4 protein-coding genes are annotated in these 3317 nt (G+C 63.6%); all 4 read right to left on the reverse strand.

The window, feature by feature from the left end:
• Positions 1-304, reverse strand: a 304-nt coding sequence (locus tag EN750_RS25135; RefSeq protein ID WP_127398109.1) for a flagellar hook-basal body complex protein, incomplete at its 3' end; no start/stop codon positions are given.
• A 79-nt stretch (positions 305-383) separates the two neighbouring features.
• Entirely contained in the window at positions 384-1052 is a 669-nt protein-coding gene (locus tag EN750_RS25140; protein ID WP_013529780.1) for a response regulator transcription factor, read from the reverse strand.
• Positions 1053-1274: 222 nt separating this feature from the next.
• Complete coding sequence (locus EN750_RS25145) at positions 1275-1862, reverse strand: transglycosylase SLT domain-containing protein (protein ID WP_050592657.1); 588 nt, start codon at positions 1860-1862, stop codon at positions 1275-1277.
• Positions 1792-3174, reverse strand: a complete 1383-nt coding sequence (locus EN750_RS25150) for a flagellar hook-length control protein FliK (protein ID WP_127398111.1) — start codon at positions 3172-3174, stop codon at positions 1792-1794. The genes EN750_RS25145 and EN750_RS25150 overlap by 71 nt, the downstream gene beginning before the upstream one ends.
• Positions 3175-3317 lie beyond the last annotated feature (143 nt).

Consider the following 3317-nt stretch of genomic DNA (forward strand, 5'->3'; position numbering starts at 1 on the left):
GGTAGGGGGTGCCGCTCGGATCCTGGACGACAAAGAAGCCATCGCCGCTGACGGCAAGGTCGGAAACCGAGGTCGTGTACTGAAGCACACCCGGATCGCTGACCGCCTGGCGGATCGTCGTGGTGACGCCGCCAGAATTGTAGGCACCGCCGGTCGACGGCATGACCAGCGTCGAGAATTCGGCGGAGGAGCGCTTGTAGCCGGTGGTGTCGGAATTGGCGATGTTGTCGGCGACCGTCGATAGGCGGTTTGCCTGGGCGTTCATGCCGGAAACGCCGGTCCGCATCATTCCGTAGAGGCTCATCGAAACGTCTCCGCTGTGTCCATGCTGCTGGCTACGAGGCTACGCATGTTTTCTTGCGCGAGGCTGGCGCGGCGCTGCATCAGAAGACGAGCCGGTAGCCGAGGAAACGCTTGGAATCGATCGGGTCGGTGCCCAGCTTCTCGCGCAGCTTCTTGCGCAGTTTGCTGATGTGGCTTTCCACCACGTTCTCCTCGACCTCTTCGTCGAAGATGCCGTAGATGGCGTTGAAAACCTGGGTCTTGGTGACACGGCGCCCGCGATTGCTCGCCAGATATTCGAGGATGCGGCGTTCACGGCGCGGCAGGGGGAGGGGCTGACCGTCGATCTCGGGGTCGCGGCCATCCATGAAGATGCGCATGGCGCCGATCTCGGTGTAGGCGACGTCTTCCTGGGCGCGGCGGCGGATGGCGGTGATGCGGGCCAGGATCTCGCGGATATGGACGGGCTTGCGAATGACGTCGTCGACGCCGCTCTCGAACAACCGGAGCGTGTTCTCCAGCGAATGCTGTTCGCTGAGCGCAATCACCGGGGCGCCGGTGCGGTCGCGGATCTGGCGCGGAGAGATGGAGCCTTCACGGCAGTCGCCGATGAGGAAGGCCCGGACCGAGCGCAGATCGGTGTCCGCGGCAGAGTTCACCCACTCACCGAATTCGCCGGACGCAAAGCCTGCACAGGCGATGCCCTCACGATCGAAAAGTGAATTGTATCCCTCTGTTACGAGCTCGCGCTCGTCAACGATCACAATCATCGGCCCCGCCTTCCGAATCAAATCATTTGCCCCGTGAAGAGAGGCGTATCCGCTGGCGAGAATCCTGAACAACCGTCATTTCTTGTAGCTAGTTTCTTGGGAGTCTGGAATCGTTTCGGTTGCATTAGCGGGCGGCCAGATGTGCTTTCGGCGGCAAGTTCTGACCAAGTCAAACCGACAATTCGGGTTGTACGGTTGGTCTATTAGTAACGGGAAATGCGCTTACGGGTTGCAGAAGCCGCGGGCGTTCGCGGTCCATTTTCCAAAGCCGGTGGCGACCATGTTGGCAATGACGCGGCAGACATAGATCTTCTGCGCCGGGTCGTTGTCGGGACCGGCATGATAGCGGGCCACGGCCATAGACCAGGTCTCGTGACGGGCATGAAGGCTGGCCAGGAAGCGCGCCGCATAGTCGACGTTCTGGCGTGGGTCGAGCATGTCCTCGACGCTGCGAAAATGCGATGCGTGGTAGTGGTGATTGATCTGCATGCAGCCCAGATCGATCAGGGTCTTGCCCTCGCGCCGGGCATTGGCGAAGGCGGCAAGGGCCTCGGTTCGGCTCCTCGGAAAGACTGCTTTTCCTTCTATATTCAAGGCATTGGGTTGAAGGCTGCCCTTGTTTCCAGTCTCCGTCAGGCCAACGGCATAGAGGATGCCGGCGGGCACGCCATAACGATCGGCGGCGCGCAGGATCTCCGGCTCGCAGGGATTGGCCGCGGCTGCGGCGGCGTTTGCCGCGCTAGATAAAGATATCGCCGCCAGCGCGCTCGCGAGCAGGCGAAGTGCCGCGGCCGTAGTCCTGCGCGTCATCGTTGCGTTTCCCTGAGGATTGCTGGCCCGGTTGCTGGCCGCCGGCTCCACCATTGCCGCTGCCCGAATTCCCCGGTTGAAAGGATGCTGGATCGCGGCCTGTCGCCGCCGCCATAGGAGCGGTTGCATCCGCCCGGGTTGTAGCGGGAACTGCTACCGAAGGTTGCAGTATCGTGACCTTGTCAACCTCGAAGCCGAGCCCCCGCAGCGACTTGACGATGGCCTCGCTGTCGGCCGACAGCCGACGATAAGCGTCGTGCGTTTCAGGCTTCAGCTCAATCGAAAGTTGTTCCCCGGAGAGGCGAAGATTGGCCGTCACCATGCCGAGTTCGGCGGGGTGGAGTTCGATCTTCAACACATGTGTCGGAACGGCAACAGAGCTGGCCAGATGGGCGGACGTGGGTGAGGCTGAAAGCGCCTTTTGCGGCCCGGCGTCGGCGGCTATGGCGTTGATCACATTGAGGGCTGCCTGGCTGATGGGACTCTGCGGCGGTGCGGGGAAGCTCCGTTCCGAGACGACGTCGATGCGCGCAGTGGACAGCGACTGTTTTCCCGCTTCTGGACGCATCGAGGACTGGACATCCTCGATGCTCTTCATCGCATTCGCGGCGTGCTTCGACCGCACGCCGGGCACATCGGCGGCCGGTGCGTCCGGCAGCTTCTGGGCCGCCGCCGCGGCGTCGCGTTTTGGCGCGCTGGAGGCAGCGCTCAGTGACTGACCGTCAAGCGCCGTCAAAGGTCCGTCGACGATCGACGCCTGCTCCGGCTTCGGCATGGTTTCGAGTGCTTCGCGTCCGCCCGCGGATTTTGGCCGGTAGGTCTTTGGCAGTGAAGCCTGCCCATCGAGCGCCGGGTCCGACGGATTCTCGCCGGTCATCGTATTGCCCCCGGCTGCCTTGGCCGTTGTCGAGAAATGCCGCAGGTCATGAAACGCGATCAGCAGCGGCAGGTCGTCCTGAAGCGGCTCGGCGTCCGGCGCCGTCTCTTCAGCGTGGGCCTTCGCGTTTGCTTCCAAATCGTCCTTGCCGGCTTTCACGTTTGCCACTTTGGCCGAGATGGTCCTTGCGGGCTCGGCCGATGCTGGTTCGGCCTTGGCGTCATGCCCGGCAAGGCCGGCAGCGAGCTTGCTCCAGTGCTGGTCGCGCGATCCCGCCTCTGTCGACGGCTGCCGTTCCGGGCGGGCAGCACCGGCATCGTCGCGCAGCATCTTGCCGAAGCCGGCGTCATCGTTCCTGCCGTTCGCGGCCGGCTGCTCCGACGTCGCGCGCGTGGAGGCAAATCCTGGCAAAGCCGAGCCGAGGCTGGTGGTCATTTGGGGGCGGCTCCAAGCATCTGGTCGATCAGGTCGAGCTGTCGACGTGTTCTGGTCATGGCGGCGTCGGTCGGATCGGCGGGCTCTGGACCGGCTGCGGGTGACGGTACCGACGCTGGCATGACAGTCGCAGGGTCGGGGGA

Origin of the sequence: Mesorhizobium sp. M7A.F.Ca.ET.027.03.2.1, from assembly GCF_003999175.1 — a bacterium.
In the GTDB taxonomy this organism is placed as follows: Bacteria; Pseudomonadota; Alphaproteobacteria; order Rhizobiales; family Rhizobiaceae; genus Mesorhizobium.

Coding starts and splice junctions, on each gene's coding strand:
- EN750_RS25140 (WP_013529780.1), bottom strand. CDS start 1,052: ATGATTGTGATCGTTGACGAGCGCGAGCTCGTAACAGAGGGATACAAT.
- EN750_RS25145 (WP_050592657.1), bottom strand. CDS start 1,862: ATGACGCGCAGGACTACGGCCGCGGCACTTCGCCTGCTCGCGAGCGCG.
- EN750_RS25150 (WP_127398111.1), bottom strand. CDS start 3,174: ATGACCACCAGCCTCGGCTCGGCTTTGCCAGGATTTGCCTCCACGCGC.